Here is a 6,899-nt window from a genome sequence, read left to right on the forward strand (position 1 = left end):
GCCAACTGCGCGATATAGCTGACAGGGGCGGTACGCTAACGTACCGCCTGATTAATATGAAAGCTTGGTAAACTCATGGCGAGTGAATCAACGTTTTCAACAAGGAGATGGCAATGATTGACCTGTACTACTGGACAACACCAAACGGCCACAAAATCTCCATCATGCTCGAAGAAGCCAAACTGGCGTATCGAGTGAAGCCAATTAATATCGGCCGCGGTGAGCAGTTTGACCCTGAATTTCTCACCATCGCCCCTAATAACCGCATTCCCGCCATTGTCGATCACGCGCCGAAGGATGGCGGGCAGCCGCTTTCGATGTTTGAGTCTGGCGCGATTCTGGAATACCTCGCCGATAAGAGCGGTCTTTTCCTGCCTGCTGCGGGCCGCGAACGCTACATCGTGCTGCAGTGGCTACACTGGCAAATGGGCGGTTTAGGCCCGATGGCAGGCCAAAACCACCACTTTTGCCACTACGCCCCGCAGAAAATTGAGTACGCCATCGAGCGTTACGTGCGTGAAACCAATCGCCTTTACAGCGTGTTGGATCAGCGCCTGGCGAATCACACTTATGTGGGCGGCGATGACTATTCGATTGCCGACATGGCGATCTACCCCTGGATTGTGCCCTGGGAAAAACAGCGTCAAACCATTGAAGAGTTTCCCGACCTGGAGCGCTGGTTTGAGATGGTCAAAGCACGCCCAGCCGTGCGCCGGGCGTACGCATTGGTTGAAGAAGTAAATCCCCAGGCAGGTGTGGAAATGGACGAGCAAGCGCGTAAGCATTTGTTCGGTAACCGCTAGTCGTCGGGGTGCCGACAGCGTTTTGCACTAACCAGAAGTGAGCAGGCGCAGCATGAGTAAAAACCATGTTGCGCTGCACAAAAAGCACTGCTAGCTTTAATGGCAGCAGAGGCAACAGCCTGGCTAACAACCGCCTAACGAAGGCGAGTTTATGTGCTAGCTCACATCTGGAGATATTAAGATGAATAAAGCGACTGATAAGACAACGCAACAGTTTGAATCCGCTTTTGTTTCACCCATGCGTTCTTATACGTTAACCGCCCTTGATTACTACGATCAGCTTTTCAGTGCGCAAATGGACGCTTTCCGTGCCTACTCTGATATGGCAATTTCACAAGCGCGCACTTGGCTTGATGTAAAAGACGCTGATAGTTTCAAGAAAGCAATGGAAAGTCAGCAGAAAACAGCCAGTGAATTCATGGAACGCGTAAAAGGCGATACTGAAAAAGTAACGTCAATCGGACAAAGCTTTGCTGAAGATAGCCAGAAGCAGGCAGAAGAATCCACTAAGAACGTGGTAGAAAAAGCGAAGCATTAAGTTAGCTTTGTAATGAGTTGGTTTTGCAAAGAGTAAACTTTAGACTGTCTAAAAGCGCTTTGCCCTATAGGGGCGCGGCGCTTTTTTATATCTAGCTAACGGCAAAAGGTGTAATGACCGTTAACGCTTAGCTTTAGATTCAGCTTCTGCAGCAGCTAGCTTGGCTTGCCGGTCAGGCTTGCCCGGTAAGATGGCATCCAGCAATAAAGCGGCGAGGGCGGCAGGCACTAAGCCCGACTTAAGCAACAGCCCCAATTGCCCAGGCATGGTTTCTGAGATTGCCTCGACGGCAGGCAGGCCGATCCCCAGGCTTAACGAAACCGCGATGATCAGCATATTGCGCTGATCAAGCTCGCACTCTTTGATGATTTTAAGACCCGCCGATGCGATCATGCCAAACATCACCACGCCCGCCCCACCAAGTACCGCAGGCGGCATGGCGGCCACCAGCCCACCCAGCTTGGGAAATAGCCCCATGGCGATCAATAGCAGCCCGCCGATAGTCACCACATGGCGGCTAACCACGCCGGTCAAGGTAATCAGGCCAACATTCTGCGCATAAGCGGTGTTGGGCAGGGTGTTGAAAACGGCGGCAAATGAAGTCGCTACCCCATCGGCCATAACGCCGCCAGAGAGCTCTCGGTCTTTAGCGGGACGGCCAGCCCCGGTGGTGGTAATGGCAGAAATATTGCCAATCGTTTCTAGCCCCACCACAAACATAATCAGCGTCATGCCGACGATCGCGGTGCCTGAAAACGTCATGCCGTATTCCAGTGGTTTAGGGAGCGCGAACCAAGCAGCGTTACTTAGCGAGGTAAAATCGACCTTGCCAAGAATGATGGCAACCGCATAGCCCGCCACTAAGCCAAACAGAATAGAAGACGCTTTTATAAAGCCACGCCCATATTGGTGAATGGCAATCGTCACGCTGAGGACAAACAGCGCCAACAGCAAGTTACCAGGCGATGCGAAGTCATCCGCGCCAACGCCACCCGCGGCGTAATTGAGGCCTACCGGCATCAACGTAATACCAATCAGCAGCACCACGATGCCGGTCACTACCGGCGAGAACCAGTGGCGAATCTTCTTTAAAAAAGCGCCGAGCACAATTTGTAGCAGCCCAGCCACAAAGGAAGCACCGAGCACTGCGGGCAGGCCAAATGCTTTAGCCAACGGGAGTGCCACCGGCAAAAAACCAAAGCTGGTGCCCTGCACAATCGGCAGGCGGGCGCCTATTGGTCCAATACCGATGGTTTGTACCAGAGTGGATACCCCCGCCACAAACAGCGCCACCTGGATTAAAAAGATTTGCTCCGCCGGGTTGGCGCCAATCACGCCGGCAATAATAATTGGCGGCGTTACGTTACCAGCGAACATGGCCATGATGTGCTGTAGGCCGAGTGGAATCGCTTTTGAGAGCGGCGGCATCGCGTCGGGGTTTTGATTAATGGTACGCGAAGGCCGCGTCTGAGCGTCGGGCGGAGTGGACATAAAGAGCCTTTATTCGCAGTGGGTGGCATTTTTTATTTATTGCATCCAGTTACTAATAAAAGTGTATACAAGAAATAAATGCAAGCAGCCATTGGCGAATAGTCGTTAACGCTTCAGCTTATTGTTCGGCACGCGCCCTTAACCGAAAACGTGCAATACGGATAATTTGCTCAATTGCCGTTTGTCGTTCGGTGGCTGCATCGTTGTGCAGACGCTCTTCAAAGGCAGCTAGAATTCCATGTCGATCAAGCCCTTTCACGGCAACCACAAAGGGAAAACCAAACTTCTCCTTGTACGCCGCATTAAGATACTCAAAGCGCGCAAACTCTTCAGGGCTGCACTGGTCGAGCCCGGCGCCTGCCTGCTCACTGGTAGAATCTTGAGTTAACTCACCGGCCATCGCGGCTTTACCGGCTAAATCTGGGTGCGCCTGAATCACCTTGATTTGCTGTTCGCTGCTTGCCTGCTGCAACATAAGCCCCATCAACTCGGCCAGTGCATCTGGGGTGTCGTGGGCTTCCGTCAGGCCGTGCTGCCAGGCCGCTTCGGCCACCCAGGGGGAGTGTTCATAAATATCCCCATAATGGTGGGTAAGCATTTCAAGGCTGCACTTGCTAGGCGCGGGTGAAAGCAGTAACGGGTGAGATGTTGGCATTGACACTCTCCAAAGCGGGTAATGTTAAAGCGACGGTGGTTCAAAAGGTGCGTGGATGGAATTACTGTATACAATAAATGGCAGTAACGGTACTCTTTGACCAATAGGTTAAGCAAAGCAAACAACGTTATAAATAAGGAGTGGCTATGGGCCGTTTAACCACCCACGTACTGGATACCGCCAAAGGACAGCCCGGTCAGGGGATTACTATTGAGGTGTTTCGCCTTACAGGCAGTGAGCGCCAACACCTGAGTACAGTGATTACTAACAGTGACGGGCGTTGTGATGCACCCATTTTAGAAGGTGATGCGCTCACATCAGGGGAGTACGAGCTGGTGTTCCATGCCGGTGATTACCTGCGTGCCCAAGGCGTTGAAGCTAATGAGCCGCGCTTTTTAGACGTAATCCCGCTGCGCTTTGGCGTTGCGGATGCCAGCCAGCACTATCATGTGCCGCTACTTCTCTCGCCCTATGGCTATTCAACTTATCGCGGTAGCTGATTTGTCTGAAACCTGGCTGCTCTCGCTGAGTTTTCAGGCAAACCTAACGAGATTTATTTTATGCAAGCGTACCTAATCGATTTTGTTAATTTGCTGCTTCGCTGGCTGCATGTAATTGCGGCTATCGCCTGGATCGGTGAATCGATCTATTTTGTCATGCTGGATAATAGCCTGCGCACACCAAAGGCTGAGGAAGACCGCGAGAAGGGCGTCTTTGGTGAAATGTGGTCGGTGCATGGCGGTGGTTTTTACCACAATCAGAAGTACGCCACTGCGCCTGCTAAGCTCCCCAACGATCTGCACTGGTCATTCTGGAAAGCCTATACCACGTGGCTTTCCGGCTTTGCGCTGTTTGTGATTCTCTACATGGTCAATCCGGGTTTCTATCTGGTAAACCCCAATAGCCCCTGGGAGTGGGCCGCCAACATGACCGGCTGGCAGGCCAACTTTTTGGCGCTGGCATTCCTGCTGGGCGGCTGGGTGGTTTATAACGAGCTGTGTAAGCGCATTAGCCCCAATATGGACCGCGACGGTCTGCTCAGCATCGCTGTTGCCGTGATGATGGTGGTCGTTGCTTATCTCAGTACGCAGATGTTTACCGGCCGCGCCGCCTTCTTGCTCACGGGCGCGGTCATGGCGACGGCGATGTCGGCCAACGTTTTCTTCTGGATTATCCCCGGCCAGCGCCGCATGGTTAAAGCCATGAAGGCGGGCGATGCCCCCAATCCGCTGGATGGCAAACGCGGTAAACAGCGCTCGGTGCATAACACCTACTTCACGCTACCGGTCGTGTTGCTGATGGTGAGTAATCACTACTCCTTTATTTACTCACACGAGCTTGCCTGGGTGGTGATGGTGCTGTTTATCTTTGCTGGTGCCTTGATCCGTCAGTTCTTTGTCTTGATGCATGCAGGCAAAACCCAAACCGCGTATCCGGCCTTTGGGGTCGCGCTTATTCTGTTAGCCTTTTGGGTAGCTGCACCGAGCGCTTCATCCACAAGCGGCGATGCCGGCGCGCAAGGGCCGGATCAGGCGCAAATCACTGGCTTGATCGAGCAGCACTGTGTTCAGTGCCACGCTCGCAACCCCGATCATGCTGGTTTTTCAGCGCCACCCGCCGGGTTTGCTTTCGATAGCTGGGATGAGATTCTGGGCCAAAAGGCGCAAATTCAGCAGGTTGTCGCCAGCCAATATATGCCGTTGGGCAATATGACCAACATGAGCGATGAAGAGCGCGATATCATCACCGCTTGGGAGGAATGATCAGAGAGGCTAGCTATGAGTGATGCGCAGGCGCCGGTAAAGCGGCGCGCTCCTGCTAAAGAAGTTAAAAATAGCAAAGAGGGCGATGAGCGCCACAATGCTATCTATCGCTCCGTCAGCGACGCGATTGTTGAGCAGCGCTTAAAGCCCGGCGCCCGGCTGCGCGAGGATGCCCTGGCGGACGTGTTCGGCATTAGCCGCACCGGTATTCGTAAAATCCTGCAACGTTTGGCATTGGAGCAGTTAGTCACGCTAACACCGCGTCGTGGCGCCAGCGTCACCCGACCCACCGCCGACGAAGCCAAAGACGTATTCGATGCCCGCCAGTTGATCGAGTGTGGATTAATGCCCGATGTAGCGCGACGCATGGGCGAAAAAGAAGCAGCGGAGCTGCGCGAAATGGCCCGCCAGGAGCGCCAAGCGCTGCGCAGTGGCCAGCAGAGCGTGGCTATTCGGCTATCGGCAGACTTCCATGTGCGCCTAGCACAGCTTTCGGGCAACGCTACACTGGCAGAGTTTGTCGAACGGCTTTGCTCGCGCGCATCGCTGATTCTCGCCGTTTATGGCCACCGCGGCCACCTAGGCTGCGAATCCCACGACCACGACGACCTGATCGGCTACCTGGAAGCAGGCAACGGCGAACGCGCCAAAGCCTTTATGAGCCGCCATCTAAAAGCTATTGAAGCGTCGCTATCGATGGTTGAAGAGGAAGAGAACGTGCCGGATTTGCAGCAGATATTTGGGGGTTAAGGGTGGTGGCCTCAAGCTGCAGCTTGTTGGGGGGCAACGGCACGGGGCGGTGATATTGAAGCTGCGCCGAGAATATAGCTCCTACTACTCCAAAAGCCTTTCCGGAGCATCCATATCCTCGTGAAGCACACGAACAACGAGCACTTTCGAGTCATGCAGTTGATAAAAAACAGCGTGGTGCTCGACCTGTAATCTGCGATACCCAGAAAAAACATGGTCGTAGTTCGCGCCGAGTGATGGATGATCAATCAGCCGTTTCATGCCGGTCTCAAGCCGATCCAGGTAATTATCCGCCTGATCAACGCCCCATTCCTCACAGGTATACACCCAAATTCCGATGAGATCAGATTCCGCCTTTGGCGTGACATTCAATTCAAGCACTAATCAACCGCCTTGATCCGCTTACGGCCAGCCGCCTTGATAGCCGATATATCCAGGGGTTTCGGGTTCCCGCTTGACTCACCCTCAACGAGGGCTTGCCTCAGCATGGCAAGACGTTGTTTGGCCTGCTGATCCCTTCGGATGAGATCGCGGATGTATTCACTATCGTTGCCAAAGTGGCCGCTTTCAATCTGGGCTTTCACCCAGCCGTCTTGCTGTTCAGTCAGCGTGATGGTTTTCCGGTGCATGCTCATGGCTGATGCTCTTAAAATGAGAGAGATATGACATTATCATACTCCTGCCGCCACTGAATCAATGATGCTCTTACGCTCTTGTTTAGCGGCGGCCCGACAGGGGCGTCCGGTGGAGGCCGCAGGCCGGAACGAACTACAACAACTTGTGTACGCCCAGCATGGGCATGAACTAATGAGGTGGAAGTCCTCTGTAGGAAGATCACCGCCTCACCCTGATATTCAGGATAGTAGGCGACAACTACTAGCGAATGGCAAGGGCAAGAC

The 6,899-nt window shown here is 53.5% G+C and carries 9 protein-coding genes; 5 read left to right on the top strand and 4 right to left on the bottom strand.

Annotated features, from left to right (window positions below):
* Positions 1-113 precede the first annotated feature (113 nt).
* Positions 114-803 (top strand): glutathione binding-like protein, encoded by a 690-nt coding sequence (locus V8L71_RS18955; RefSeq protein WP_008955992.1) that lies wholly within the window; start codon positions 114-116, stop codon positions 801-803.
* Positions 804-984: 181 nt separating this feature from the next.
* Positions 985-1,341 (top strand): phasin family protein, encoded by a 357-nt coding sequence (locus V8L71_RS18960; RefSeq protein WP_336275142.1) that lies wholly within the window; start codon positions 985-987, stop codon positions 1,339-1,341.
* Positions 1,342-1,461: 120 nt separating this feature from the next.
* Here V8L71_RS18960 and V8L71_RS18965 read toward each other — a convergent pair whose 3' ends face one another.
* Entirely contained in the window at positions 1,462-2,832 is a 1,371-nt protein-coding gene (locus V8L71_RS18965) for a uracil-xanthine permease family protein (RefSeq protein ID WP_336275143.1), read from the bottom strand.
* Between the two features lie 118 nt (positions 2,833-2,950).
* Positions 2,951-3,487, bottom strand: coding sequence for a 2-oxo-4-hydroxy-4-carboxy-5-ureidoimidazoline decarboxylase (gene uraD / locus V8L71_RS18970; protein ID WP_008955995.1), 537 nt, complete (start codon positions 3,485-3,487; stop codon positions 2,951-2,953).
* 146 nt (positions 3,488-3,633) lie between these two features.
* Here uraD and uraH point away from each other — a divergent pair, with 146 nt between their 5' ends.
* From uraH to V8L71_RS18985, 3 genes are read left to right on the top strand one after another with little or no spacing between them, the layout of a single operon-like run.
* A complete protein-coding gene (gene uraH / locus V8L71_RS18975) occupies positions 3,634-3,987 on the top strand; it encodes a hydroxyisourate hydrolase (protein ID WP_008955996.1) in 354 nt (117 codons plus the stop codon).
* Positions 3,988-4,047: 60 nt separating this feature from the next.
* Positions 4,048-5,250 (top strand): urate hydroxylase PuuD, encoded by a 1,203-nt coding sequence (locus V8L71_RS18980; RefSeq protein ID WP_336275144.1) that lies wholly within the window; start codon positions 4,048-4,050, stop codon positions 5,248-5,250.
* A gap of 15 nt (positions 5,251-5,265) precedes the next feature.
* Positions 5,266-6,000, top strand: coding sequence for a GntR family transcriptional regulator (locus V8L71_RS18985; protein ID WP_336275145.1), 735 nt, complete (start codon positions 5,266-5,268; stop codon positions 5,998-6,000).
* 84 nt (positions 6,001-6,084) lie between these two features.
* Here the strand turns inward: V8L71_RS18985 and V8L71_RS18990 are convergent, their stop codons facing one another.
* A complete protein-coding gene (locus V8L71_RS18990; RefSeq protein WP_336275146.1) occupies positions 6,085-6,381 on the bottom strand; it encodes a type II toxin-antitoxin system RelE/ParE family toxin in 297 nt (98 codons plus the stop codon).
* Entirely contained in the window at positions 6,381-6,635 is a 255-nt protein-coding gene (locus V8L71_RS18995) for a type II toxin-antitoxin system ParD family antitoxin (RefSeq protein ID WP_295713054.1), read from the bottom strand. Before V8L71_RS18995 ends, V8L71_RS18990 begins: the two co-directional genes overlap by 1 nt.
* Positions 6,636-6,899: the final 264 nt, after the last annotated feature.

Origin of the sequence: Vreelandella indica (assembly GCF_037070225.1) — a bacterium.
In the GTDB taxonomy this organism is placed as follows: Bacteria; Pseudomonadota; Gammaproteobacteria; order Pseudomonadales; family Halomonadaceae; genus Vreelandella; species Vreelandella arctica.